At 65.6% G+C, this 25761-nt stretch carries 17 protein-coding genes, 1 tRNA gene and 1 pseudogene; 11 read left to right on the top strand and 8 right to left on the bottom strand.

All coding sequences use genetic code 11. The features are described 5' to 3' along the window. Positions 1–824: 824 nt before the first annotated feature. A tRNA-Gly gene (locus tag AC1PLA_RS16100) sits at positions 825–898 on the bottom strand. Between the two features lie 104 nt (positions 899–1002). After that, the gene (locus AC1PLA_RS16105; protein ID WP_184352732.1) at positions 1003–2787 is read right to left on the bottom strand and encodes an autotransporter outer membrane beta-barrel domain-containing protein; all 1785 of its coding nucleotides are present in this window, start codon (positions 2785–2787) and stop codon (positions 1003–1005) included. A gap of 190 nt (positions 2788–2977) precedes the next feature. On the opposite strand from AC1PLA_RS16105, the gene thiS reads away from it, so the two are divergent. The 4 genes from thiS to AC1PLA_RS16125 all read left to right on the top strand — a co-directional run bounded on the left by thiS (position 2978) and on the right by AC1PLA_RS16125 (position 6890). Further along, positions 2978–3178, top strand: coding sequence for a sulfur carrier protein ThiS (gene thiS / locus AC1PLA_RS16110; protein ID WP_016903326.1), 201 nt, complete (start codon positions 2978–2980; stop codon positions 3176–3178). Positions 3179–3227: 49 nt separating this feature from the next. After that, positions 3228–4022, top strand: coding sequence for a thiazole synthase (locus AC1PLA_RS16115; protein WP_016903327.1), 795 nt, complete (start codon positions 3228–3230; stop codon positions 4020–4022). Positions 4023–4194: 172 nt separating this feature from the next. Next, entirely contained in the window at positions 4195–4953 is a 759-nt protein-coding gene (trmB, locus tag AC1PLA_RS16120; RefSeq protein WP_053045691.1) for a tRNA (guanosine(46)-N7)-methyltransferase TrmB, read from the top strand. A 74-nt stretch (positions 4954–5027) separates the two neighbouring features. After that, positions 5028–6890 (top strand): SLC13 family permease, encoded by a 1863-nt coding sequence (locus AC1PLA_RS16125; protein WP_016903329.1) that lies wholly within the window; start codon positions 5028–5030, stop codon positions 6888–6890. A 19-nt stretch (positions 6891–6909) separates the two neighbouring features. On the opposite strand, the gene AC1PLA_RS16130 is transcribed toward AC1PLA_RS16125, so the two are convergent. Next, complete coding sequence (locus AC1PLA_RS16130; RefSeq protein WP_039525787.1) at positions 6910–7251, bottom strand: Rieske (2Fe-2S) protein; 342 nt, start codon at positions 7249–7251, stop codon at positions 6910–6912. Positions 7252–7502: 251 nt separating this feature from the next. Between AC1PLA_RS16130 and AC1PLA_RS16135 the strand changes: the two genes are divergently transcribed. The 5 genes from AC1PLA_RS16135 (at position 7503) to AC1PLA_RS16155 (ending at position 11970) form a co-directional block, all read left to right on the top strand. Next, complete coding sequence (locus AC1PLA_RS16135) at positions 7503–7778, top strand: hypothetical protein (RefSeq protein ID WP_024940319.1); 276 nt, start codon at positions 7503–7505, stop codon at positions 7776–7778. Positions 7779–7994: 216 nt separating this feature from the next. Continuing rightward, a complete protein-coding gene (locus tag AC1PLA_RS16140) occupies positions 7995–8708 on the top strand; it encodes a fumarylacetoacetate hydrolase family protein (RefSeq protein ID WP_024940318.1) in 714 nt (237 codons plus the stop codon). Between the two features lie 60 nt (positions 8709–8768). Continuing rightward, positions 8769–9200, top strand: coding sequence for a large-conductance mechanosensitive channel protein MscL (gene mscL, locus AC1PLA_RS16145; RefSeq protein WP_024940317.1), 432 nt, complete (start codon positions 8769–8771; stop codon positions 9198–9200). A 109-nt stretch (positions 9201–9309) separates the two neighbouring features. Next, entirely contained in the window at positions 9310–10728 is a 1419-nt protein-coding gene (locus AC1PLA_RS16150) for a M20/M25/M40 family metallo-hydrolase (RefSeq protein ID WP_481104923.1), read from the top strand. 189 nt (positions 10729–10917) lie between these two features. Next, positions 10918–11970, top strand: a complete 1053-nt coding sequence (locus AC1PLA_RS16155) for a LacI family DNA-binding transcriptional regulator (RefSeq protein ID WP_039525778.1) — start codon at positions 10918–10920, stop codon at positions 11968–11970. A gap of 235 nt (positions 11971–12205) precedes the next feature. Here the strand turns inward: AC1PLA_RS16155 and AC1PLA_RS16160 are convergent, their stop codons facing one another. Next, positions 12206–15142, bottom strand: a complete 2937-nt coding sequence (locus AC1PLA_RS16160; RefSeq protein ID WP_102585144.1) for a TonB-dependent receptor — start codon at positions 15140–15142, stop codon at positions 12206–12208. 141 nt (positions 15143–15283) lie between these two features. Then, on the bottom strand, positions 15284–18754 hold the full coding sequence (locus tag AC1PLA_RS16165; protein WP_481104924.1) for a glycosyl hydrolase 2 galactose-binding domain-containing protein: 3471 nt from the start codon (positions 18752–18754) through the stop codon (positions 15284–15286). A 219-nt stretch (positions 18755–18973) separates the two neighbouring features. On the opposite strand from AC1PLA_RS16165, the gene AC1PLA_RS16170 reads away from it, so the two are divergent. Beyond that, entirely contained in the window at positions 18974–20938 is a 1965-nt protein-coding gene (locus AC1PLA_RS16170; RefSeq protein WP_481104925.1) for a glycoside hydrolase family 97 protein, read from the top strand. Between the two features lie 301 nt (positions 20939–21239). After that, positions 21240–22727: a neprosin family prolyl endopeptidase gene (locus tag AC1PLA_RS16175; RefSeq protein ID WP_481104926.1), complete on the top strand. Its 1488-nt coding sequence runs from the start codon at positions 21240–21242 to the stop codon at positions 22725–22727. A 55-nt stretch (positions 22728–22782) separates the two neighbouring features. Here the strand turns inward: AC1PLA_RS16175 and AC1PLA_RS16180 are convergent, their stop codons facing one another. From AC1PLA_RS16180 to AC1PLA_RS16190, 3 genes and pseudogenes are all read right to left on the bottom strand, one after another. After that, positions 22783–24294, bottom strand: a complete 1512-nt coding sequence (locus AC1PLA_RS16180; protein WP_481104927.1) for a carboxylesterase/lipase family protein — start codon at positions 24292–24294, stop codon at positions 22783–22785. After that, complete coding sequence (locus tag AC1PLA_RS16185; protein ID WP_481104928.1) at positions 24294–25217, bottom strand: TrmH family RNA methyltransferase; 924 nt, start codon at positions 25215–25217, stop codon at positions 24294–24296. Before AC1PLA_RS16185 ends, AC1PLA_RS16180 begins: the two co-directional genes overlap by 1 nt. Positions 25218–25538: 321 nt before the next feature. After that, positions 25539–25721, bottom strand: a pseudogene (locus AC1PLA_RS16190) (GNAT family N-acetyltransferase); the annotation flags it as partial. Positions 25722–25761 lie beyond the last annotated feature (40 nt).

The raw sequence follows: 25761 nt of genomic DNA on the forward strand, positions 1-25761 counted from the left end.
TTCCGCCTAGCGAGAGGAGTAAACGCTCCAAGGCGCAATGTGCTGCTAGGACATGACGAATTGCGACGATAGATTGATGTACGCCCTGCCCAGGAATCAGCTGCGTGAGCGTGGAAGCCGCTGCTGCCCCCTAAACACCTGCGTCGAATATGGCCAGGAGCAGACCAGCTAGATAAATGCGCTCTCGTGGCATCAAGAAGTCAAATCCTCAGGGCTCCACCGGACATTCGGGAAACACGTGATGAATGCTGATATCGACTCGACTAAGGACACACCCCGGTTCTCGGAGAACATCACCCGGCATTAAAGGATCTTTACGCCGCACTATCGGATGAATCCTGCACGAACATCTTTGGATAAAATCTGTCCAGGTGCGCCGACATCGCCGCGATTTGATTGTGACTGGGTACTTGCGGATTCATACGATCTGGCTGGACGGAGTGTCTCTAGAGGAAATCCGCAACAGCATTTACGTGACTGTCATTTCGCAATTCACCTACAAGGCTGGCTTTTGATACTAGAAGAACTTAGCTAACCGACACGGACGGTCCGCTTATAGGGCGAAGCGGTCAGTGATCATTACCTGGTTGCTTGTCAATGTTGCGCGTACGGCACTGCGCTTCGCCTTATACGATGAGGATGACGGCCAAGATTAAGACCGGTGGGAACAAAGAAGCGCGCATATAGGCCAGCCGAGCGCGACATCATCAGAGGCTTGGGCAAGATTGATACCTCGATTGATACCTCAAGGGGGCATCGCTCGGAATCATCAATCGACCAAAATATCCAACCAAGTCAGGCACTTAGAGACTTGGCGGAAGCTCTGGAGCGGGCGATGGGAATCGAACCCACGTCAGTAGCTTGGGAAGCTACAGCTCTACCATTGAGCTACGCCCGCGCGGCGTTGCAAGAGTTTAGGCGGGTGCGGGGGCCGGGCGCAATGCGTAGATGTGACGAGGGCCGGTTGCCCGGCCCTCGTTTGCAACGCGTGTGGCGCGTGGATCAGAAGTTGCCGCTGAAATTCACGAACAGCGTCGCGTCGCGGGCGCTGCGCTGGGCGGTGGTGGTGCTCAGGCCGATGTTGCTTTGCAGGCCCCACAGGCCGGTGCGGGCGCCCAGCACGACGGTCGCGTAGTTACGATCGAAGTTCTGGCCCGGGACGGTGTACATGCCCACTTCCGGCATCGACTGCAGCCAGGCGCTGGCTTCGGTGCCGTCCTTGAACTCGTGGTCGTAGGTCGCCTGCAGGTACGGCTTGACCGCAGCACCATCCAGGCGCACCTGGAAGCCGATGCGGCCGACCATCGAGTCGATGTCCTGATCGGCGTAGCCCAATGCGGTGGAGCTTTCGTTGCTCTCGGTGTAGCCGTCGAGCTTGAGCTTCTGCCAGGTCAGGCCGACCACCGGGCCGTACTTGACGTTGCCTTCGCCCAGCGAATAGCCGGCGTTGACCGCGGCGGTGAGGTTGCTGCCGTCCGGCGAGCCGCTGTGCACGCGGGTGGCCGGCCCCAGCTGCACTTCGCGGTCGACGTCGTAGCTCAGCCAGCTGTAGCTGACCTGCGCGTTGACCCAGACCGGGCCGGTGTACCAGCCGAAGAAGCCGCCCAGCGTGGTGTCGTCCTGCTTGAAGCTGCCGTTACGGTTGCCGAAGTCGGCGTCCATGCTGCCGAAGCCGGCAAAGCCGCCGAACACCAGGTCGCCCGCAGTCCAGTCCACACCGAACAGGCCGGCCGGGGCCATGCCGTCGTACAGATCGGCGTGGTCGTAACGCTGCATGTCGCCACGCACGCTGCCCCACCAACGCAGGCCATCGGCGTCCGGCTTGCCGTCCAGATGCCAGGCCACCTGGTCGGCGCGCGCGCGGCCGATCGCCTGCGCCGAATGCGTCAGCACCTGCTGCAGACGCGGGGCTTCCAGCAGCGAGATGGCGTACTCGCCCAGGATCTGGTGGGTGGCGGTGGTCGGGTGGATGCCATCGGCGAACACATAGGTGTTGGGCGCGTTGGCGGCGACCAGGCTGGTAGGGTTGCAGGCCGGCAGCGGCACGGCCGGGTTGCAGGCGGTGCTGGTGACGTTGCTGAAGCCGTAGGTGCCTGGATCGGCAACCACTTCCTGCAGGATGTGGAAGGTGTCGACCGGGATCACGCGCAGGCCGGCCGACCGCAGGCCATTGAACAATGCGGTGTTGTAGGCGGTTGCCGCAGCAGTGCCCTGCGCCATCGCGGCGGCACCGCCGGCGCGGAAGCGCGGGGTGATGCCCACGTCCGGAATAGTCGGCACCATCACATAGCGCGCGCCGGCGGCCTGCAAGGCGCCGACTGCACCGACCTGCGCGGTGACCGCGTTGCCGATGATGGCCTGCGCCTGGGCCGGCGCGGCGGCAGCGGCGAGCAGATCGTTGGCGCCGCCCCATACGGTGTAGAGCGCATTCGGGTTGGCCTGGCCGCCGTTGGCGCTCAGGTAGGTGTTGATCTGGCTGGTCACCGAGGGCGCGGCACCGAGCACGCTGGTCGAACCAGCCTGGATGCGGGCACCGCCGGCGGCGTAGTTGTCGCCGGTCTGGCCATTGCCGTTGGGCGCAGCATTGGTGCCGTAATGGTCGGCGACGTACTCAGCCCAGACCCAGCCCGGGTTGGTGGTGAACTTGCCGGTGACCGCGCGCGAGGCGGCCGGCAGCAAGGGGTTGTAATAGCCGCTGTCCGTGAGGCTGTCACCGAAGAACACGGTCTGGTCGAACGCAGACGCGGCCATGGCCGGGGTGGCCGCAATGGCGATGGCCACGGCCATCAGGGAACGGATCGGGCGAAGGGTTGAAGCCATGGGAGTGCCTGCTCAAGGTAGTGTGGAACTGGACCGGACCTGCTGACGTACGCCGGCGAATGGCACATGGTTTCACCCTCGCCGCCCGCGCTCACGCTGCATTGCCGCATAACGCAAAAACGCGCGCCCTGGCGGCACGCGATGCCACAATGATGACATGAACATTCAACTCAACGGCACCCCGCGCGACATTCCCGACGACCTGCTGCTGGCCACCCTGCTGGAGCAGGAAGGTCTTGCACAACGGCGCGTGGCGGTGGAGATCAATGGCGAAATCGTGTCGCGCGGGCGGCATGCCACGCACCGGTTGCGTGCCGGCGATGTGGTGGAGATCGTGCACGCGCTGGGCGGCGGTTGATGCGGCACGCAGGCCGGCGCAGCTGCGCGCGATCGGTGATAATTGGCCGATGACCAATACCGCCCCCTCTGATGCGCTGATCATCGCCGGCAAGCCCTACCGTTCGCGCCTGCTGACCGGCACCGGCAAGTTCAAGGACCTGGACGAAACCCGCCTGGCCACCGAAGCAGCCGCCGCGCAGATCGTCACCGTGGCGATCCGCCGGGTGAACATCGGCCAGGACCCGAACGCGCCCAGCCTGCTCGATGTGCTGCCGCCGGATCGCTACACGCTGCTGCCCAACACCGCCGGCTGCTACACCGCCGAAGACGCGGTGCGCACCTGCCGGCTGGCGCGCGAGCTGCTGGACGGCCACAACCTGACCAAGCTGGAGGTGCTCGGCGACGAGCGCACGCTGTATCCGGACGTGGTGCAGACGCTCAAGGCTGCCGAGCAGTTGGTTGCCGATGGCTTCGACGTCATGGTCTACACGTCCGACGATCCGATCCTGGCCAAGCGCCTGGAAGAGATCGGCTGCGTGGCGGTGATGCCACTGGCCGCGCCGATCGGTTCCGGGCTGGGCATCCAGAACAAGTACAACCTGCTGGAAATCATCGAAAACGCCAAGGTACCGATCATTGTCGATGCCGGCGTGGGCACGGCATCGGATGCGGCAATCGCGATGGAGCTGGGCTGCGACGGCGTGCTGATGAATACCGCCATCGCCGGTGCACGCGATCCCATCCTGATGGCGAGCGCGATGCGCAAGGCGATCGAGGCCGGACGCGAAGCCTTCCTGGCCGGGCGGATTCCGCGCAAGCGGTATGCCTCGGCGTCGAGTCCGGTGGATGGCGTGATTGGATGAGTGGGTGGGCTGCGTTGACATTGCCGTCGATGCGCACTGCCTGGCCGTGTGACGTGCCGGATGTGGCCGTTGCTGGATCGCGCGTTGCTGCACGTGCTCCCTTACGCCGTACCCTCACCCCAACCCCTCTCCCCAAGGCAGAGGGGCTTTTGTTTTTTGATGTGACTTCCTCATGACTGATCCTTTCACCAGCGACGGCGCCAAGATGCCGCCCAAGCCCTTCACCATCGAAGAGGGCCGCCGGCAGGTGCGCAGCTTCGTGCTGCGCCAGGGCCGCTTCACCCCGGCGCAGCAGCGCGCGTTCGACGAGCTGTGGCCGCGCTTCGGCCTGGACTACAGCGGTGCGCCGCGCGATCTCGATGCGGCCTTCGGCCGTCCCGCACCCAAGGTGCTGGAGATCGGGTTTGGCAATGGCGCGGCATTGCGCTTTGCCGCGCAGCAGGACCCCAGCCGCGACTACATCGGCATCGAGGTGCATGCGCCCGGCGTCGGTCGCCTGCTCAATGCGCTGGACGAGGATGGCAGCACGCATGTGCGCCTGTATCACCACGATGCGGTGGAAGTGCTCGAACACGAGATCGCCGATGGCGCGCTTGACGAGGTGCGCATCTACTTCCCCGATCCGTGGCACAAGAAGCGCCACAACAAGCGCCGCCTGATCCAGCCGGCGTTCGCGCAGCTGGTGGTGCGCAAGCTGCGCGATGGCGGCCGCCTGCATGCGGCCACCGACTGGGCCGATTACGCCGAACAGATGTGGGACGTGCTCGACGCCACCCCGGGCCTGGTCAATCGCGCCGGCCCGCGCGGCCACGTCGAACGCCCCGCCTGGCGCCCGCAGACCCACTTCGAAACCCGCGGCCAGAAGCTCGGCCACGGCGTGTGGGATCTGGTTTATGACCGGGATTCGGGAGCGGGGATTGGGGATTCGTAACAGCGCTTCCCCGCATACTCGACGCCGCAGTCGCCTGACCAATCCCCACTCCCGAATCCCGAATCCCTGCCCCGATGGACACCGCGCTGACACTGACCAACGATATGAAGCTCGTCCTCGGGCTGGTCGGTTTCACGATGGCGATGTTTTTGTTCGAGCGCATCCGCGCCGACGTGGTGGCCTTGATCGTGCTGGTGGTGCTGGGCGTCACCGGGCTGGTGGCGCCGGAAGAACTGTTCGGTGGTTTTTCCGGTAACGCGGTGATGAGCATCATCGCCACCACCATTCTCGGTGCGGGGCTGGAGCGCACCGGTGCGTTGAATCGCCTGGCGACCTGGTTGCTGCGGCGCTCGCACGGCAGCGAACAACGCCTGATGATGATGACGCTGGCCATCTCCGGCTTGAATTCGTCCTTCATGCAGAACCCGTCGGTGATGGCCTTGTACCTGCCGGTCGCCTCGCGGCTGGCCGCACGCACCGGGCTGACCCTGCAACGCATGCTGCTGCCGATCGCCGCGGCCATCGTGATGGGCGGCGCACTGACCATGGTGGGCAATTCGCCGCTGATCCTGCTCAACGATCTATTGGTCTCGGCCAACAACAACCTGCCCTCGGGCATGGCCAGCATCGAGCCGTTGACGATGTTCGCGCCGCTGCCGATCGGCGTGGCCCTGCTGATCGCCGCACTGCTGTACTTCCGCTTCTACGGCGACCGCAAGCTGATCGAAGAAGAACGCCTGATCAACGAAGGCGTCACGCCCTCGCGCACCGAAAGCTACTTCGCCAAGACCTACGGCATCGACGGCGACGTGTTCGAGCTCACCGTCAGCGCCGAAAGCCCATTGGTCGGCATGACCCTGGGCGAGGCCGAAGCGCTGCACGACGCGCCGTTGCTGCTGGCCCTGAAGACCGGCAACGACACCCGCCTGGCGCCGCCGGCCGACATGCGCATCTGGGTCGGCAGCGTGCTCGGCGCGATGGGGCCGCGCCAGGAAGTGACCGACTTTGCGCAGAACCAGTTCCTGCGCATGTCCTCGCGCCTGCGCAACCTGGGCGATCTGTTCAATCCCAGCCTGGCCGGCATTTCCGAAGCATTGATTCCGCCCAACTCGCGACTGATCGGCAAGACCGCCGCCGAGCTGCGCCTGCGCAAGCAGAGCGGCATCAGCCTGCTGGCAATCAACCGCGACAAGCAGGTGATCCGCGAGGACGTGCGCAACGTGCCGCTGCGTGGCGGCGACATGCTGGTGTTCCACAGCATCTGGCAGGACCTGGCGCAGGCGGCGGAAAGCCGCGACTTCGTGCCGGTGACCGACTTTCCCAAGGGCGAGCAGCGCCCACACAAGTTCAAGATCGCCATGGCGATCTTCGCCTTCACCATCCTGATCGCACTGACCTCGCGCTTGCCGGTGGCACTGACCTTGATGACCGGTGTGGCCTGCATGCTGGTCAGCGGCGTGCTGCGCATGGACGAGGCCTATGCCTCGATCAACTGGAAGACCATCTTCATGATGGCCGGCCTGATTCCACTCGGCTGGGCGATGGACAGCAGCGGCACTGCGGCCTGGGTGGCGGGCCATACCATCGACCGCCTGCCCGAAGGCATTCCGGTATGGGCGCTGGAAATCAGCCTGGCGCTGCTGACCACCGCGTTTTCGCTGGTGATCAGCCATGTCGGTGCCACCATCGTAATGGTGCCGATTGCGGTCAACCTGGCGCTGGCCGCCAACGGCAACCCCACCGCATTCGCGCTGATCGTGGCGCTGTCGGCGTCCAACAATCTGATGACGGCCTCCAACCCGGTGATCTCGATGGTGGCCGGCCCGGCCAACTATCAGCCGCGCGAGCTGTGGCGCGTGGGCGCACCGCTGTCGCTGATCTACATCGTGGTGATGGTGTCGATGATCAACCTGATGTTCTGGTGGGCAGCGCGCTGAGCCGCGCCACCTTCATCAGTCACCCGAGCACCACCTGCTCACCCTCGATACGCACCGGCACCGCCAGCAGCGACTGACCGCGGCACGGGCCGCTGATGCACTCGCCGCCAGTGAGCTCGAACGCTGCGCCATGCGCTGCGCACACCAGATGGCCGTCCTTGGTCTTGAGGAACTGGCCCGGCGCCCAATCCAGCCGGCGGCCGGCGTGCGGGCAGACGTTCAACCAGGCGCGCACCTGGGCGCCGTCGCGGTACAGCACCAAGGACTCCGGGCCGCCATCCCAGACCGCTTCGACTTCCAGAAACCCGGCGTCGGGAATCTGCGCCAGTTCGGCAAGCGTGGTGGGCGATGACGAAGACATGCAGTCTGCTGTTCGAGAACGGACTGCGATTGTGGCATGCGCCTGCATCACTCCGACGCCACGCAGTGGTTACGGTCCACGCATTTGCTGGCCCGTGTGGGCGCTGCTCCGGGCCGCCAAGGCGACAATCGCGCAACACATCGGATGTGATGGATTTAACAAAACGAGCTATCGTTTAACGAAGTTTTCACTCAATGACATGAAACCGCAACGATACTGCCTGCCTGTTTCCTGCCCGGCAGCCCACCGCCATGCCTGCACGCATCTTCCAATTCGGTAACCTCCACCACCTGTTTGCCCCGCGCAAGCCGCGTCACCCGCTGGTGCGCGTGGCCGCCGGCCTGGCTGGTCTGGTCATCCTTGCGGTGCTGATTTTCTTCAGCGTGTTCGTGGGCGCGGCGATGATCCTGGGCGGCATTGCCTGGAAGCTGCTGAGCAAATCGAACCGTCGCACGCCGCAGCACACCCGCGTGGTCGAGGCCGAATACCGCGTGGTGCGCAAGCCTGCGCTGCCGTTGTCGCACTGAGGCGCCAGTCCACCGCCTCCAGCGCGGTGAGCATCCAATCCCGAATCATTCGCGCAGGTATTTATCGGCCTGCGCGAGTTTGCGTGCGCCGATGCAAGCCGTGATCGCAGACCTGCCAGCCAGACGTTGCGCCGCACTGCACGCTGCAGCACGGCGGTTCCGTCATGCACAGCCAAACGGCTAGACTCACGTGCCCCGTTCCCCAAGGATGCGTGCATGACCCACGATGTGATTCCCGCCGCCGATGTTCCGCGCATTCCGGTGGTTGGTGGCGGTAACTTTCCGGTGCACCGCATCTACTGTGTCGGCCGCAACTTTGCCGATCACGCGCGCGAGATGGGCGCCACTGCGCCGGCCTCCAAGGCCGAGCGTGGCCAGCCGACCTTTTTCATGAAGCCTGCCGATGCGATCGTGGTCGGCCACGGCGACCACATTCCGTACCCGCCCGGCACCAAGGAACTGCACCACGAAGTGGAGCTGGTGGTGGCACTGGGCAGCGATGCGCCGGCCGGCGAGTTGGCGGTGGAGCAGGCAGAGGCGCTGATCTACGGCTACGGCGTGGGCCTGGACCTGACCCGACGCGACCTGCAGGCAGCTGCCAAGGCCAAGGGCCTGCCGTGGGACATCGCCAAGGGCTTCGACCACTCCGCGCCGATCAGCGAGCTGGTGCATGCCGGCGAAGTGGGTGCGCTGGAGGCATTGAACCTGTCACTGGAAGTCAACGGCCAAGTGCGGCAGCAGTCGTTGCTGGATCAGATGATCTGGAACGTGCCGGAGATTTTGCATGAGCTCTCCAAGCTCTATGCATTGCGCGCGGGCGACCTGATCTTCATGGGCACGCCGGCCGGTGTCGGCCCGCTGCTGCCGGGCGATCAGTTCAGCGCACGCCTGGAAAACGTTGCCGAGCGCCACGGCATCATCGCGGGCTGACACGCGGCCCGCTACGATCACCTTGCGGCAGTTGGTCCGCGACCGCATCTGGAGTGCGCTATGGGAATGGTCAGCGAATTCAAGCAATTCGCGATGCGTGGCAATGTCATCGACCTGGCGGTCGGTGTCGTCATCGGTGCAGCGTTCGGCAAGATCGTCACTGCACTGGTGGAAAAGATCATCATGCCGCCGATCGGCTGGGCCATCGGCAATGTGGATTTCTCTCGCCTGGCGTGGGTGCTCAAGCCAGCCGGCGTCGATGCCACCGGCAAGGAAATTCCGGCAGTGGCGATCGGCTACGGCGATTTCATCAACACCGTCGTGCAGTTCGTGATCATCGCCTTTGCGATCTTCATGGTGGTCAAGCTGATCAACCGCCTGACCCACCGCAAGCCTGATGCCCCCAAGGGCCCGAGCGAAGAAGTGCTGCTGCTGCGCGAGATCCGCGATTCGTTGAAGAACGACACACTGAAGACACCGGGCGTGCCGTAAGCGGACACATCCGCTGCGCAACTTCGCGCAGGAGGATGACCTTTCGCACGCAGACGGGGGACCTCGCGCTGATAAGCTCGGGGTCCCCTTGTCGTTGGAGCCGCCCTGCATGCGTCGCCTCGCTGTTGCCATCTCTGCCCTACTCGCCTGCACACCCGCGCTTGCCGCACAGACCACCATCGCCGATGGCGCGCTGCGCACCGCCGCGCAGCTGCGCGAGCAGGCCCTGGCCGACACCACCGGCTTTGCGGTGGTGGAATCGTTGACCACCGAAGTGGGCCCGCGCATTGCCGGTGGCGAGGCCGACCCGCGCGCGGTGGCCTGGGCCAAGGCCAAGTTCCAGTCGCTGGGCTTCGACAAGGTGTGGACCGAGCCGGTGAGCTTTCCCAAATGGCAGCGGCGCAGCGAACAGGCGGCGGTGATCGGTGCGCATGCGCAGCCCCTGCACATCACTGCACTGGGCGGCAGCCCAGGCGGCACCGTCGAAGGCGAGGTGGTGCGCTTCGACAACCTGGCCGCACTGCAGGCCGCACCGGCCGGCTCGCTGGCCGGCAAGATCGCGTTCGTCGATTACCAGATGACCAAGGCGCGCGACGGCAAGGATTACGGCAATGGCGGCGCGGTGCGCAGCAAGGGTCCGTCGGAAGCGATCCGCAAGGGCGCGATCGGCTTCGTGATGCGCTCGGCCGGCACCGACTCGCACCGCGTGCCGCATACCGGCATCACCCGTTTCGATGAAGGCGTGACGCCGGTACCGGCAGCGGCGTTGTCGGTGCCCGATGCCAACCAGCTCGCGCGCCTGACCGCGCTGGGCAGCACACGTGTGCGACTGGCGCTGGATTGCGGCTGGGACGGCACCGCGACCTCCTACAACGTGATCGGCGAAATCACCGGACGCAGCAAGCCGAAGGAAGTGGTGGTGATCGGCGGGCATCTGGATTCGTGGGATCTGGGCACCGGCGCGATCGACGATGGCGCCGGCGTGGCGATCACCATGGCCGCGGGCCACCTGATCGGCCAACTCAAGCAGGCGCCCAAGCGCAGCATCCGCGTGGTGGCCTTCGCCAACGAGGAGCAAGGCCTGTACGGCGGCAAGGCATATGCAGCCGCGCACGGCAAGGATGCCAAGGACATGGCGCTGCATCAGATCGGCGCGGAGAGCGATTTTGGTGCCGGGCGCATCTATGCGATCAACACCGGCTCGGCGGCACCGGACGAGTCGCGCGCAGCGACCAAACAGATTGCCGAAGCGCTTGCGCCGTTGGGCATCGCGTATGAGCCGAGCAAGGGCGGCCCCGGCCCCGATGTCGGGCCGATTTCCGCCAAGGGTGGCGCCTGGGCATGGCTGGCGCAGGACGGCACCGACTACTTCGATCTGCACCACACCGCCGACGACACGCTGGACAAGATCGACCCCAAGGCGCTTGCGCAAAACGTCGCGGCCTACACGGTGTTTGCGTATCTGGCGGCCGAAGCCGATGGCGATTTCGGCAGCCGCGCAAAAAGCGTGCAGCCGCCGAGCGAATAACTGCATTTGCAGACGTCGCGTGCACTCCTCCGTTGAGTGCGCGCGGCAAAGAGCACGCGCACACTGCGCGTGATCTGTGCCGATACCGACATCGCAGCGACGATCGCCAGCGGCCAGGCACGTCCTGGTCGCTGCAGGCCTCAAGCACGCCACCTGCCTTTCGCTTCCACTCCAGGACGAGCACACACAATGGCGGCCAAGCGCCAACGCAGTGCGAACAACGCGGCAACCCTGCTGGATGTCGCCAAGCACGCCGGCGTCTCGCCGATGACCGCTTCGCGCGTCATCAACCGCCACCCGCATGTCGGCGAGGAAATGCGCGTGCGGGTGGAAGCCTCGGTCCAGGCATTGGGGTATCGCCCCAACCTGGCCGGCCGTTCGTTGCGCACCAGCGGCCTGTTGCGCATCGGCGTGCTGTACAGCAATCCCAGCGCGGCCTACCTCAACCAATTCATGCTCGGCCTGCTCGAACAGAGCAGCCTCAATGGCAGCCAGGTGCTGGTGGAAAAATGCGGCGCCATCCGCAGCCAGCGTGCCGCCACCGAGCGCTTGCTGGCGGCCGGCGTGGATGGCGTGATCCTGCCGCCACCGCTATGCGATTCGCGCCAGACCATCGCCGAACTCGATGCACGCGGCATCCCGGTCGTGGCGGTGGCGAGCGGCGCACCGATGGCGCAAATCAGCTCGGTGCGCATCGACGATTATCAGGCTGCGCGCGCCATCGTCGATCACCTGATCGAACTCGGCCATCGCCGCATCGCCTTGATCAAGGGCGACCCCAAGCACACGCCCAGTGCATTACGTGCCAATGGCTATCTCGACAGCCTGCAGGCTGCCGGCCTGCCTGTGGCCGAAGAGTTGATGGCGGACGGTCTGTTCACCTATCACTCCGGCCTGCTCGCCGCGCGCAGCCTGCTCGCGCAGGCGCAACCGCCCACCGCCCTGTTCTGCAGCAACGACGATATGGCGGCAGCCGCCGTTGCGGTCGCACACGGACTGGGCCTGCGCGTGCCCGAGGACGTATCGGTCGCCGGCTTCGACGACACCCCGGTCGCCACCACCATCTGGCCCGAGCTCACCACCGTGCATCAACCGGTCACCGCGATGGGCCGCGCGGCGGTGTCGCTGCTGGCCGATGCGATCCGCCAGCGACGCAAGGGCGATCCCGCGCAGGGCGTGCATCAGGTGATGAAGTACACCGTGGTCAAGCGCGGCTCGACGGCCGGGCCGCCGGCGCGCTAAGCGCCGCATCGATCGGCATCGGGTAACTCCTGCGCCATCACGCAAAAAAACGGCCACATCGCTTCCCGACGATGCGGCCGAATGGGAGGGTGCCTGACGTTGCCGTCAGGCGTACTGCAGCGCCGCACTCAGCGGCGACGGGAAGAAAGCGCAATGACCGCTTGGAGAGCGACAACAGCGAAACATGCGCGACCCAGCGCGGGGGTGCGCTGGGTCGCACAACGGTGCAGCCGGATCAGAAGCGCAGACGCAAGCCCGCGTAGTAACGACGTTCGAAGATGTTCTGGTCGTAGTAGTGGTTGGTCCACTGCGCGTAGCGCCGCTCGCTTTCGCCGGTCAGATTGGTGGCCTGGGCGTACAGGGTCAGGTGATCGTTGACGTCGTAGCTGAAGGACGCATCGAGATAGCCCACGTCGTCGTTCCAGATCGCCAGCTCGTCGCCCCAGGCACCGCTGTTGACCTGACTGAAGCGCTTGCTGCGCCAGTTGTAGGCCACACGCGCCTGCAGCTTGTCCTTCTGGTACCACAGCACCGCGTTGGCCTGGTGCTTGGAGTTGTCGCCGATCGGCAAGGTGTTGCCGTCGATATCGGTGTTGTCGGTGTCGGCGTCGGAGAAGGTGTAGTTGATGTTGGTACCAAAGCCGCTCAACCAGCCGGGCAGGAAGTCGAAGGCTTGCTGATACCCCACTTCAAAGCCCTTGATCTTGCCGCCACCGCCGTTGACGATGCGCTCCACCGGGCCACCCAGCCGCGCCACGCCATCGGCGTCGGGCAACAGCTCGATATTGGTCACTGTGGTGGGGAACGACTTCACATCGATCAGGAACGCACCCACGCTGACCAACGACGCATCGGAGAAATACCATTCCCACGAGGCGTTGTAGTTGGTGGCGCGGTACGGATCGAGATCCGGATTGCCGGAGCGGCCATTGAGGAACAGCACCGCATCCGAAGGCAACGCGGGGTTGCGCGGTGGCGTGCCGTTGACCGCATAGAAGCTCACCAGCCCGCGCCCGAGATCGGGCAGGTCCTGGCGCGCCACCGCCTTGTTGTAGGCAAAGCGCAGCTTCTGCGCGTCTGTGATGTCCAGCGACAGGTTGGCGGTGGGCAGCACGTCGGTGTATTGGCGGTTCAGGCGATTGGTACCGATCGCCGGGCTGACGCCGTTCCACTCGACATTGCCGATGAACACATTGCCGCTGCTCAGGTACTGGTCGATCGCCAGCTTGGTCTGCACGATGCGCGCGCCGATGTTCGCCGTCCACGGAACCGCGCTGCCGGTACCGCCTTCCAGATTGGCCAGAAAATACGCTGCGGTGCTCTTTTCGGTGACCTTGTAGGAGTCGGCGGCCTGCTGGTAGGCCACGTTGCCCGGGTACAGGCTGTTGAGATAGCCCACCGGATCCTTCATGACCTGCGGGTTGATCGCCGGCAGGCCCTGGCTGCCCAGGCCGGTGACCTTGAGCGGATCGAAGTCGTTGAAATACGCCCAGTAACCGGGAATCGAATTGAACGGCAGCAGGCGCGCTTCAGAGACGCCGCTGCAGGTGTCCACGATCAGCGGATCCTTGAAGTAATACAGCGAGCGGTTCGGGTCGGCGCAGCTGGTCGATACCGGCGACAGATAGCGATAGGTGTCCAGCTTGACCTCGCGCTCGCCGTAACGGATGCCGAACTGGAAGCCGCGCACCACGCCCTCGTCGAACTCGAAAGTGCCATCGGCGCGGAACGCGTCCATCGTCGCTTCGATCTTATTGCCCTGCGCCCAGGTCGACATCAGCTGCCAGTTGTCCGGGTTGGACACGTCGGTGCCGAGGTTGACCGCCGGATAGGTGCCACGGAAATCCACCGAGGCATCCACTGTCGGCAAGCCGTTGGCGTTCGCCCACTGCGTGACGCCGCCGGCGCGCGTGATCTGGTCGCCACGCGTCACCACCGCATCGGCACGCGCTTCGTCGTAGGTGCGCTGCGCATCGCCATGCACCCAGCGGAACGAGGCACGCAAAGGGCCACCATCATCGAAGCGCAGCTCCAGGTTGGTGTTGAGCGCGTCCGAGTCGGCAACGCCGGCCATCGAGTGGGCCTGGAAGCGGTTGTAGCGGAATTGGCCGTATTCGAGCACGCCGTTGGAGTCGACCACCGACCCGGGCTGCAACTGGTTGGTGGCCCAACCGGTGTGCAGCTGCGCGGCCACCGAGGTGTCCTGGTCTTCGAGCTTGGTGTAGGCCGCATCGGCCAACACCGTCCACGAATCGTTGATGTTGAACTGGAACGAGCCGTTGATGCCGGTGCGCTGGCGATCGGTGCTGCGGTTGTCCAGTTCGGTGGCGACCCAGTTGTAGAAGTAATCGCGCGGCAGATTGCTGGGGTCGGTGTTGCTGCCGATGCGCCCGTCGCCGTTGAAATCGAAGCCCACATTCTGCTCGGTGGATTTCTGCGCGCCATTGGAATACACGCTGGGGTGCTTGTTCTCCAGCGTGGCGTCGGAGTACGACACGGCGAGCAACGCGCCCCAGCGCTCGGTGCGGAAGCTGGCCAGCCCCGAGTACAGCTCGTTGAGTTCCTGCACGCGGTCGCCGTAGGAGCCTTCGGCCTGGCCGCTGAAGGTCCAGCCTTCCGGCAGGTCGAACGGGCGCCGCGTCTTCAGCGAGACGGTACCGCTGATGCCGCCATCCAGATCGGCGGCGGTCGGCGACTTGATCACATCCACCCCACTGAACAGCGTCGGCGGGATATCGACGAAATCCGGCTGCGCGCGGCCGATGTTCGGCTGGCCGTATTGATCGCCGCCACCGGCGCTCAGGTACAACTCGCCGTTCATGGTGGTCTGCACCTGCGGCATGCCGCGGATATTGAGCTGCGAGCCCTCGCCGGCCGAACGCCGGATCTGTACGCCGGGCACGCGTTGCAGCGAATCGGTGATGGTGACGTCGGGCAACTTGCCGATGTCTTCGGCAGAGATCGAGTCGATGATCTGCGCGGCGGTGCGCTTGTTCTCGATGGCCTCGGCCTGCGCGCCGCGCACGCCCTTGACCATGACCTTGTCCAGGTCGGTGACCCCGGCGGCGTTGCCGGCGTCCTGTGCGCCTGCGCTGCCGGCAAGCAGGGTGAGTGCAGCCGCGAGTGCGGCGGCCAGTGGGGTATGGCGGGTGTTCGAATGCAGCTTGTTCATGGTCCCCTCCCAGGGATGACGACAATCCACGACCGTTTCGAATGGCATTGCAGCAACGGCAATGCGGTATTGGCTGACGCGCAATCGGCGCGTCAGTGCGAACGCCGTGCGCGGGCACGGCGCGGCAACGTGCTGGCGCCGCTACGGAGGCCCGTTGGCAACGCCTGTTGATGGTTCGACATTCCAGCCGCGCACCTGCAGCGTGGCATTGCGCAAGCTCGCCGCGGACGGGCCACGGATCTCGATCTCGCGCTGCTCGCCCGGCACCAGGCTGAGGTAGTTGTCGCTGTAGTACGCCGGCAGGATGCGCTGGCCTTGCGCATCCACCAGGGTCAGCTTGGTGTTGAGCGCCACCTGCTGCGAGGCATTGCGCACGCTGGCGCGCAGCACCGGTTCGGCGCCCTCCTGCAGCTGCGTGCTGAGCTGCACCGGCACTGCCGCCAGCGCATCCAGACCGCGCATGGCCGCCGCATCGCGCGCCACCCAGTAGAAATTGCGCGAACGCACAACCGCATCGCGATCGAGCAATTGCAGCCGCACAAAGCCCAGGCCATTGGTATCCTTGAGCAACGGTGCCAGTTGCAGCACCGGTGCCGACACCGCAACCGCCGCGGCCTCCAGCGCTTGCTCGCGCTGCTGCAGCAACTTTCCGTCGGCGGCATAGACTTCTGCGCGCACGCGCAGGCCGCTCACCGGCTCGGCCGCATTGTTGACCACCACCACCTCGTGGCCGGGCAGGTTCATCTGCACATGCAGCATCTCTGCCGCATTGCGCACACCGTAGTAGGCCGCGTGGGTGTCGTAGTCGTGGCTGTAGATCTGCCACATGTTGCTGGGCCAGGCCGGATGGCTCATCCATAGCAGCCGCCCGCTGTTCTTGCTCCACAGCTGCGCGTTGAAGCCTTCGAAGATGGCGCGGTGGGTGTCGTAGTTGAGCAACTGCGCCTTGCGTTCGAAGTCGGCCAGGCTGGTCGGCGCGCCGAGCTTGTCGGTCAGCGAGCGCATGAAGCTGGCGGTGTCGCCGTTACCGGACTGGTGCCAGTCGTGATACGCCCAGGCATCGCCGATCGGCCACTGGTCCTGCACCGCAGGTACCGATGCCTGGAACGACTCCAGGGTGGAGAACGAGGGCGTGCCCACCTCCACCGAAAAGCCCTGCGCCAGCTTGTTGAAGTACGCCACCGGCTCGCGGTAGTTGTACGGGCCGCTGCCCTGCAGATTGATCTCGTTGGAACTGCCGGTATACCAGCGCGTGCCATCGAGTTCGGCCACCAGCTGGTCCAGGCCTTCGTTGAGGATCGGCGCCGGCACACCTTCGTTGCGCCCGAACCACAGCACGATGGAAGGATGATTGCGGAAGCGCTTGATCACCTCGGCGGCGTTGTCCAGGAACAGCGCCGCGTCGGCCGGCTCCATGTTGTAGTTCTGGGTGGACTGCCAGAAGTCGTTGAGCACCAGCATGCCGTATTCGTCGGCCAGCTCGAAGAAGCTGGCTTCGGTGTTCTGCCCCACCCAGTTGCGCACCACATTGAAATGCGCATCGCGCTGCAGACGGAAGTACGGCTCCAGCCGCTCGCGCGAGACCCGCTTGCGCCAGTCGTCCATGCCCCAGTTGCCGCCCTTCACCGCAATACGCACACCATTGATACGTAGCGCCAGATGCGGAGCCAGGCTGTTGTCGTCGAGCTGCTGCACCGCCGGCGAGGACAAGGCGCCGGGATACAGGGATTGCGCATTACCGCCGGGTACGGGCCGGATCGCTGCATGCCGCACGTCGACGATGCGCTCGCCGCGTTGCCGGGCCTGATTGAGATCGACCAGTACGCGGCGCAGCGCGCCATCGTCGTCGAACAACGACAGTTCGTAGGTCACCTGACGAATGCCGAAGCGCAGCTGCTGCGCGTCCGACGGCGTACCGGCCACTTCGACGCTGGCCTGCAAGGTGTACAGCGCCGGCTCGCCATAGCCGTTGGGCCACCACAAGCGCGGATTGGCGATGACCAGCTGCGGCGTATCGGCAGCGGTGAGCTTGAGTGTGCTGCCACCGGCCGGCACCGTGACGTCGCGCTGGATGCGTACATCGCCGAAGGCCAACTGCACCGTGCCCTGCACTGCTGCGGCAGTGTCGTTGCGCAATGGCACGTTGATTTCGAGTTCTGCACGGCGGTGGTCGGGTGCCAGCCGTGCAGTGACCACCTGGGTGTCGCCCAGCGCCAGCGGACCTGTGGCATGCAGCTGCACGTCCTGCCACAGGCCGGCATTGCGATCGCGCACCGCCGGAATCCAGTCCCAGCCTTCGCTGGCGATGAAGGTCGGCCCGTCCAGCGCCTGCATGCCGCCATTTTCGCCGACACCGGCCGTCATCGACTGTTCGTGCGCGATGCCGGGATGCGGTGGTGGCGACACCCGCACCGCGACGACGTTCCTGCCCGGCTTGAGCTGCTTGCTGACATCGAAGCGACCGCGTGCGAATGCGCCGCGGGTGCGCCCGACTTGGGTGCCATTGACCCAGATCTCGCCGGCGTAATTGATGCCGTTGAACAGCAGTTCCAATCGCTTGCCTTGCAGTGCTGCAGGCACATCGAAACTGCTGCGGTACCACCAGTCCTGCCGGCTCAGCGATTCGGGAATCGCCATGTTGTTGAGGCCGATATCCGGATCCGGATACACGCCACGATCGACCAGCGTGGTGAGTACCGTGCCCGGCACGGTCGCGGCGCGCCAGCGGCTCTTGCCGGCGGCGTAATCGCTGCGCGACAGCGTCGCACCGCTGGCCTGACCGAGCTCTGGTGCCGCAGCGAGTTGCCATGCACCGATCCGCCATGCGGCGGCATCCAGCGGCTGCAGCGCAGGCACCTCCGACACCGGCCTGGCGACCGGCGCCGGGAAGGGCGCCGCACTGCGCGGCAGGGTCGCCGCCGCTTGCGGCGCGAGTTGCCCTGCCATCTGCTTGACCTGCACGCGCCAGCCAGGCGATGCGTCTTCGAAGCGCTGCAGCGCGGGATCCGGCGCCTGTCCGGCAAGCCGTACGATGGCTGCCGCATCCAGCGCACCGGCCTGTGCGGTGAAGCCTGCGATCTCGCCGCCGAAGTGCTGCGTATACGCCGCCGGTTGCTGGCGCGGGCCGAACACCAGCGTGGGCGCGACCGCAGTTTGCTGCACGTTGCCGCTGGCCACCTGGCGGCCATTGGCATACAGGCTCAGGCGCGTACCCTGCGCGATCGCGGCAACCTGCGTCCAGACACCGGCGCGCAGCGGCTGCTTGCTGCGCAGCACATGCTCGGCGCCTTGGGCAAAGCCCAGCATGCCGTTGTCGATGACGAAGAAACGGCCAGCCGCCTGCGGATCACCGAGCCCAGCGATCAATGCCGGGCCGGTGGTTCCGCTGGAGGGCCGCACCCAGGCGGATACGCTCCAATCCGCATCGGCGGCCAGCAACGGCGTTCCGGCGGCGAGCTTCTTGCTCAGCCCGAGACCGCCCGCGAGCACGCGCACGTCGTAGGGACCGGGCAGATCGGCATCGGCGGGTGCAGCCTCCACTGCAGTCCAGGCGATGCAAGCACACAACAACCACAGCGCTCCACGGCGGAACGCCTTGCGAACCATCAGCATTAGAGGCCTCTCCCAAGCTCTACTGCCAAGCAACGGTGCACACCACCTGGACGCAACCGCCAAGGCGACGCGTGGTCGCCTTGTCGTTGCATCTGTCGTGATGCCGCCCGTGGCTGCCGCCCCTGTTTCAGCGGCCATGGTGCGAGGTAACGTTACCCCAGGTGGATATCGACGACAACCGTTCTGCGTTAGGGTTGGCGCTCCCAGGAGGAGGGACCCATGCGAAACCTGATCCAGTCCGCATTACCGGCGGCGTGCGCGCTGCTGTATTCGATCGCGCTGCCTGCAGCTGCGCAGCGTTTGCAGGTGCAGTCTCCCGACGCACGTACGCAGGTGGAATTCACGCTGCGCGAGGGCGGCGTGCCGACCTATCGCGTGCTGTATCGCAACAAAGTCGTGCTCGACGACGCTCCGCTCGGACTGGATCTGGGCCGCGCCGACACGCTCGGCAAGGCGATGACGTTGCAGGGCAAAACCACCGAAACGCATGACAGCCGCTTCGCCCTGCCCGTGGGCAAGACGCGTCAGGCACGCGATCACTATCGTCAATTGCGCGTGCAGTTGTCGGACCCCAAACAGCGACGCCTGACGGTGGAATTGCGCGCCTACGACGACGGCGTTGCGCTGCGTTATGTGCTGCCCGACGCCGGTGAGGTGCGGATTCGCAATGAGCTCACCAGCTTTGCATTCCCCAGCGATTACGCATGCTGGAGCTTGAACCTGGGCCGCTTCGGCACCAGCCATGAGGGCGAATACGATGCGATCGCCGCATCCAGATTGCGCCCGCACAATCTGCTCGAGGTGCCGCTGGTGTGCCAGACCGATGCCAGCGGCACCACGCTGGCGATTGCCGAGGCGAACCTGCGCGATTATGCCGGCCTGTATCTCACCGGCCGCGAGGATGGCAGTCTGGGCGTGTCGGCGAAATTATCGCCACGCCTGGACGACCCCAAGCTGGCCGTCAGCTTTGATGCCAAGGGCCGTGATTTCGCCACGCCTTGGCGGGTGATCATGCTGGGTGACAGCCCGGCCAGCCTGATCGAATCCAATCTGATTTCCGCACTCAACCCGCCGCCGGCCTTCGATGCGAGCTGGGTGCGCGCGGGCAAATCGGCATGGGATTGGTGGTCCGGCTCACTGGCCAGCGGCGTGGCACAGCCGGGCATGAATACCGCCACGATTGAGCGCTACATCGATCACGCGCAGCAATTGAAACTGCAATACATGCTGATCGACGATGGCTGGTATTTCGGCAGCACCGGCGATGGCCAGTACAACGTCGATGCCGATATCCGCCGGCCGGTGGAGCAGCTCGACCTGACGGGCCTGGTGGCCTACGCACGGCAGCGCGATGTCGGGCTGTGGCTATGGGCGCATTGGCGCGCGCTGGATGCGCACATGGACGAAGCACTCGCCTGGTATCAGCAACTCGGCATCAAGGGCATCAAGGTCGACTTCATGGACCGCGATGATCAGCAGATGGTGGATTTCTATCACCGCCTGCTAGCCAAGGCCGCCGAGCACAAACTGCTGGTGGATCTGCATGGCGCCTATCACCCGACCGGTCTGACCCGCACCTATCCCAACTACCTCACGCAGGAAGGCGTGCTTGGCGCCGAGTACAACAAGTGGACCACGCGCATCACCGCCACCCACAACCTCACGCTGCCGTTTACGCGCATGTTGCTCGGGCCGATGGATTACACACCGGGTGGCTTCCGCAATGTGCGCCCGGCCGAGTTCAAGATGCAGCACATCGCGCCGCAGGTGATGACCACGCGTGCGCAGCAACTGGCGATGTATGTGGTCTACGAAAGCCCGTTCGCGGTGGTTGCCGACAGCCCGGAACAATACGAAAACGTTCCGGCAGCGCAGTTCCTGCGCGATGTGCCGGCGAGCTGGGATGAGACACGCGCACTCGATGGCGCGATCGGCGAACACATCGCGCTGGCGCGGCGTAGCGGCAAGGACTGGTACGTGGGCGCGATGACCAACGAGCAGGCACGCACGCTGACCTTGCCGCTGGCATTCCTGGGCAAGGGCAGCTGGACCGCCACCATCTACGCCGACGGCGAGGCCCCGACGGAGGTGCGTATCGACACGCGCAAGCTCACCTCCAACGACAGCTTACAGCTGCCATTGGCTGCAAACGGCGGCGCCGCCGTGCGACTGCAAAAAAAGTAAGAACAGCCATGCTTATGGTGAGGTGACCGTGCACACCTTTGCGCATCGGCAACGCGCCGTACGCAAGGGTGTGCATGACCATCGGCACGGCATCCGCTTAGCGCATTGCGCTTGCGGTGTGCCTGATATCACGCAATGCGTGTCTGCCGATCCATTTGTTTTTTAGGCAGTTAGGATGCGCACGCCTTCAACGCAGGCATGCGCCGGCTAGCCAAGCCCGGATGCCACTGCAGACTGAAGGCGCTGTCCTGCATTGTGCGCCGCGTGCAGGCAGTTCCGTTCCGGCGCCAGGGGAAAACACATGATCTTCCGTTCTCATCGGCCGATGTCGATCGGCCGCGCCGTTGCTGCGCTCTGCGTTTGTGCACTGGCTCCCGCCGTTGGCGCCGCCACGCTGCTACCGCCATCGATCTCGGCCAGCAGCGACCGCAGCATCGACACACTGATGCCACCGCTGCTACGAACACCTGCCACCGCAAGCATCGCAGCCGTGCGGCGCGATACGCTGCGTACTTCGCTGCCGGCATCGCGTGCATTTCCGCAGGTCACGCGCGACTTCAAGGAGTTCCTGGATGCACAGGCGCAGCTCGGTTACGCCACGCGTGGTGCCACGGCCAAGGTCAGCGACCCCAGCGCGTTCGCCGAAATGCAGCGCTATGTGTTCAACCGTTACAACGGCCTGACGGTGCTGCGCAGCGTGCATCAGGACGGCAAGGTGTTCGACTGCATTCCGCGTGAGCAGCAGCCGGCACTGCGCGATGGCAGCGCTCCCGCGGCGCCGCCCGCCACCTCAGGCAACATCGACACCGTCATGCCGATCGATACGGTGCAACGGTGCGACACAGGCAGCGTGCCGCTAGAACGCATCAGCCTGGCCGAGATCAGCAAGCATGCGGATCTGCGCAGCTTTCTGCGTGGCACCACCCCTAGCGTGATTGCGCCCAGGCAGGCAGATGCCGCGCCGGCGGCGCAGGAGGCGGCATCGGTGGTGCATTACTACTCCACCATCTACCTGGACACCGCCGGCTCGCCGGTGACCGGTGCCGGCGCCGATCTCAACACCTGGGTGCCGACCGTCACCGCCAACGATGGGCAATCGATCAGCCAGATCTGGCTGGGTGGTTACACCCGCCAGGGCGTGATCCAGACTCTGGAAGCCGGTTGGCAGACACAGCCCGGGGCCGGTTGGGGCACGCGGCCGATCCTGTTTATCTACTCCACCCAGGATGGCTACATCACCACCGGTTGCCACAACCTGGATTGCGCCGACTTCGTGCAGACCAGCACTGCCAACGTGCTTGGTGCAGCACCGGCCGGTGGCTTCAGCACCGCAGGCGGCAAGCAGGCAATGCTGCATGTGGAGTTCCAGCGCAATGCCGACGGCTACTGGTGGTTCGGTTTGAATGGCGAATGGATCGGCTACTACAAATCCGAGCTTTACGCGGGCGATATTGCCGAGGGCAGCGCGAACATCTTCATCTCTGCGGGCGGCGAAATTTCGACCTGGGATGGTCGCCCCAGCGCACCGATGGGCAGTGGCCGATTTGCCAACGCAGGCTATCGCCAGGCCGCCTTCCAGGCCAACCACTTCTATCGCGATGCGGCGATGGCCACCCATCCCGCGCAGCGCCTGTCGAGCTTGAATGTGGAGCAGCCGTCCTGCTACACGCTGGCGATGGCCGGTTACACCTATCCGTACGCACTGGGCGCAGGGGTCACCCGCACCAGCCTGTCGCCGGAAATGCAGAACGGCGGCTTCTACTTCGGCGGGCCGGGCTGCGCACGCTGAGTTAATTGAGTTGCATTGAGTCAATCGCGCGTACCGTGGCGGTACGCGCGATCGATTACGGCAAGTCCACGCCTGCGCACACCGCCGGGCGCGCGTCCTTGAGCTGGCGCACGCCATTGGTATCGAACTGCAATACCGCATGCTTGGGCGCAAATGCAGGCCAGGCCAGCAAGCCCTTGGTGTTGGGATTGCCACGCTGCACGAACGCGGCCCAATAGCGCTGCAGACTTACCGGCGGCTGGCCGATCGGCAGATCCTTGAACAAGAACGGCAACTCGGCGCTATGCGTGACCTGCCCGCCCGGTGCGGCGGTATCGAACACGTAATGCCACACCGGCACGCCAAGCGCGGCCTGATGCTGGGCCACGGTCACTGCCGGGCAACGGAAGGTCAGATCGGTGGACAGCTGCATCGCTGCGTCGCCCTGCCGTGCGGCACGCTGCGCCGCATGCGTGCGCTGCGCCTGCAGCACGGCATCGGCCTGCGCCGGATAGTCGCGACGCAGCCGCGCCTGTGCACCCTGTTTGCCGCCGTATTCCAGCTCCTGCACCACATAGCCGATCAACAGCGGCACCCTGGCCTGCGCGCCCTCGGCCAGCAACGCGGCCGGCGCACGCGGCAGCACGCGCCCATCAACGACGGCTTGCAGCCAGATGTAGCCATCGTCATCCAATGCCGGCACGTCAACACCCTGCCCGGCCTTGATCAGCTGCTCCACCGGCAGCGCGCGCAGCTGCGCCAGACGCGTGACGGGGTCGTCGATACCTGCACGCTTGGCGATCTCCACACCCAGCGCGCGATTGTCCTCCAGCGAACGCGCCGGCAATCCGAACCCGGCGGTGCCGCTCTGCTCGATCGCCGCCGAAAACAGGCCGCGTGCCAGCGGGCTGAGCATCAGCAAGCCCACATCCTGGCCACCGGCCGACTGCCCGGCGATGGTGACCCGCGCAGGGTCGCCACCGAACTGCGCAATGTTGTCGCGCACCCACTGCAGCGCGGCGATCTGATCGAGCAAGGCGTAGTTGCCGGCGGCTTGATGGTCGCCATCGCGCAATTCCGGCAGCGACAGGAAGCCGAGCGCACCGAGCCGGTACTGCAGCGTCACCACCAGCATGTCCTGTGCGACCAGGTTGGTCGGCAGATGACCATCGGCGCCGCCGGCCACATTGGCGCCGCCGTGGATCCAGACGAACACCGGCAGCGGCTTGGACGGCTGCAGCGTTGGCGTCTGCACCTCGACGTAAAGGCAATCTTCCGTACCGCGCCTGGCCATGGCGTCGTTCCATCCCAGTGCCGGTTGCACGCACGGGGTGGCGGCCTGGGTGGCATCGCGCACGTCCGACCAGGCGGCGGCCGGTTGCGGCGGCTGCCAACGCAGCGCGCCCAGCGGCGGCGCGGCAAACGGAATCGCGCGAAACACCGCACTGCCGTCGTCCTGCCACTGCCCGCGCACCAGGCCGTGATCGGTGCGCACCTGCGGCGGTGCGGCAGGCGTGGAGGCCGCTGCAGCATGCGCGCTGACACTCAACGCACAAGCGGCGGCAAGCAGACCGGCACCCAGGCGCATCACGACTCCCCACCCAACGCGCGGGCACGCCAGGCGGCCTGGAACACGGCGGTGGCCGAGGCCACGTTGAGGCTTTCGACCTTGCCGCTGCCGCGGATCGACAACTGCAGGTCGCAATCGCGCGCGAACTGGCGGTCCATGCCCTCGCTCTCCGCGCCCATCACATACACCAGCCGTTGCGGCAGCGCGGCGGCGAACACGTCCTGGCCGCCCTCCACCAGCGTGGCCGCCACTGCGAAACCGGCCTGACGCAGCTGCGCCATCGCCGTTGCGGTGTCGGGCAGTTGCACCAGCGGCACCGCTTCGGCGCCACCTTCGGCCACGCGCGCGGCTGCGCCGGACAGACCCAGCGTGGAGCCGGCAGGCAGCAGCAGGCCGGCCACCCCGAAGTGCGCGGACGAGCGCAAAATCGCGCCGAAGTTGTGCGGGTTGCCCACGCCATCCAGCCACAGCGCCAGCACCGGCCCCTGCGGCAACGCAGCCAGCCAGTCCTGCAACGGCTGCGGGGCGACGCGCAGCACATCGGCCACCACGCCCTCGTGGTGGGTGCTGGCGGCGAGCTTGCTGAGATCGGCTTCCTCGACCACGCGGTAACCGATGCGCTGGGCCACGCACCAGGCCAGCAAGGCCTTGAACTGCGGAATGCGCGCCTCGCTCAGATACAGCTTGCGTACCGCCTCCGGGCGCGCCTTGAACACGGCCTGCACTGCGTTGATGCCGTACAGCCGCAGCTCGCGCGCGTTGCCGCCGGACGACGAAGCCGCGGACTGCGCAGCAGCAGGCGTGTACGCCGTTGGCGCGTGCTGTGCCGGCGAGCGCGCTGCCGGTGTGCGCGGCGCGGCGCGGCCCCAGGGATTGTGCGAGGCGCCGGAGCTGCCGCCATCGCGCGGCGGTCGTCCGCCCCGTCCATCATGCTGTGTCATCGTCGTATCCAGGGTTCGTGTTACTTGCCGGCGCTGCGGGGACCGAATCGCCCCTTCCGCCACCAGCGGTGTTCGTCATCCTGCAGGCCGGCATAGCCAGCGGTGCAGACGCATTGGCGACGATGGTAAGCCACTGGCGCAACGAGCCGTATACGAGGTAGCCGAAGCGCAGCTTCGAGGCCCTGCAACACAGGGACTCAGGTTGACGTTGACGCTATGCAGGACACGCGGGATCGGTGCCGATGCCGGTGACGGATCTGCGCCAACCGGCCGCGTGCAAATGCGCCTGGCCCACGCGTTCGCCAGCGCACGTGGCCGGGATCAGTCCAGATCGGCCGGCAACTCCACCCGCGCGAACACGCGCAAATCGTGCAGCCCATCCGGCCGCATGATCGCGCAGCGGCTGCAGCCTTCTTCGACGAAGCCATTGCGCAGCAGCACCCTGGCCGATGCCGGATGGTCCCGCCGCGCCCGACTGGCGGAACGTGCAGTTGCCTGTAGCCGCTCCTGATGCGATGTGCGCGGTATCGCCACTGCCGATACC

It is taken from the genome of Xanthomonas sp. NCPPB 1826 (assembly GCF_056725285.1).

Coding starts and splice junctions, on each gene's coding strand:
- AC1PLA_RS16105 (WP_184352732.1), bottom strand. CDS start 2,787: ATGGCCGTGGCCATCGCCATTGCGGCCACCCCGGCCATGGCCGCGTCT.
- thiS (WP_016903326.1), top strand. CDS start 2,978: ATGAACATTCAACTCAACGGCACCCCGCGCGACATTCCCGACGACCTG.
- AC1PLA_RS16115 (WP_016903327.1), top strand. CDS start 3,228: ATGACCAATACCGCCCCCTCTGATGCGCTGATCATCGCCGGCAAGCCC.
- trmB (WP_053045691.1), top strand. CDS start 4,195: ATGACTGATCCTTTCACCAGCGACGGCGCCAAGATGCCGCCCAAGCCC.
- AC1PLA_RS16125 (WP_016903329.1), top strand. CDS start 5,028: ATGGACACCGCGCTGACACTGACCAACGATATGAAGCTCGTCCTCGGG.
- AC1PLA_RS16130 (WP_039525787.1), bottom strand. CDS start 7,251: ATGTCTTCGTCATCGCCCACCACGCTTGCCGAACTGGCGCAGATTCCC.
- AC1PLA_RS16135 (WP_024940319.1), top strand. CDS start 7,503: ATGCCTGCACGCATCTTCCAATTCGGTAACCTCCACCACCTGTTTGCC.
- AC1PLA_RS16140 (WP_024940318.1), top strand. CDS start 7,995: ATGACCCACGATGTGATTCCCGCCGCCGATGTTCCGCGCATTCCGGTG.
- mscL (WP_024940317.1), top strand. CDS start 8,769: ATGGGAATGGTCAGCGAATTCAAGCAATTCGCGATGCGTGGCAATGTC.
- AC1PLA_RS16150 (WP_481104923.1), top strand. CDS start 9,310: ATGCGTCGCCTCGCTGTTGCCATCTCTGCCCTACTCGCCTGCACACCC.
- AC1PLA_RS16155 (WP_039525778.1), top strand. CDS start 10,918: ATGGCGGCCAAGCGCCAACGCAGTGCGAACAACGCGGCAACCCTGCTG.
- AC1PLA_RS16160 (WP_102585144.1), bottom strand. CDS start 15,142: ATGAACAAGCTGCATTCGAACACCCGCCATACCCCACTGGCCGCCGCA.
- AC1PLA_RS16165 (WP_481104924.1), bottom strand. CDS start 18,754: ATGCTGATGGTTCGCAAGGCGTTCCGCCGTGGAGCGCTGTGGTTGTTG.
- AC1PLA_RS16170 (WP_481104925.1), top strand. CDS start 18,974: ATGCGAAACCTGATCCAGTCCGCATTACCGGCGGCGTGCGCGCTGCTG.
- AC1PLA_RS16175 (WP_481104926.1), top strand. CDS start 21,240: ATGATCTTCCGTTCTCATCGGCCGATGTCGATCGGCCGCGCCGTTGCT.
- AC1PLA_RS16180 (WP_481104927.1), bottom strand. CDS start 24,294: ATGCGCCTGGGTGCCGGTCTGCTTGCCGCCGCTTGTGCGTTGAGTGTC.
- AC1PLA_RS16185 (WP_481104928.1), bottom strand. CDS start 25,217: ATGACACAGCATGATGGACGGGGCGGACGACCGCCGCGCGATGGCGGC.